Here is a 448-nt window from a genome sequence, read left to right as displayed (position 1 = left end):
ACAAGCTGCGCAACGTCGACAAGACGGTGGCGGCGCTGCAGCAGGACATCCAGAAGCTGGCCAGCGACCCGGCCACGGCGGCCTACCTGCAGCAGACGGTGCCGCCCGAGATGCAGAAGATGTCGGGCGAGTTCCAGGGCGGCGGTGGCGACGGCGCGGGCGCGGTGGGCGGCGGCAATGGCGACCAGCAGGCCGGCAACACCATCGACGACGTGCATCGCGGCCTGAGCGACGCCAAGACGGTCACCCAGACGCTGGGCGACCTTGCCAAGGGCGAGGGCTTCATGGGCATCGGCGGCGATAGCGCGGCGGCCGAGGCGGCCGGCGCGGCCGCCACCGGCGGCGCCGAAGGCGCGGCAGCCGGCGCGGAAGCGGCGCAAGGCCCGGCGCCGGTTGCAGAGGCGGGTGCCGCCTCCGGCGAAGCCGTGCTCGGCGCGGCGCGCCGCGC

General features: G+C 75.7%; 1 pseudogene. It reads left to right on the top strand.

What is annotated here, in order from left to right:
* A pseudogene (locus tag FQ705_RS01985) lies at positions 1 to 448 on the top strand (type III effector HrpK); the annotation flags it as partial.

The sequence above is a fragment of the Paraburkholderia sp. BCC1884 genome (genome assembly GCF_900996225.1).
Lineage (GTDB): Bacteria > Pseudomonadota > Gammaproteobacteria > Burkholderiales > Burkholderiaceae > Paraburkholderia.
The sequence above is the reverse complement of the archived record's forward strand: the minus strand, read 5'-3'. Positions and strand labels throughout refer to the sequence as shown.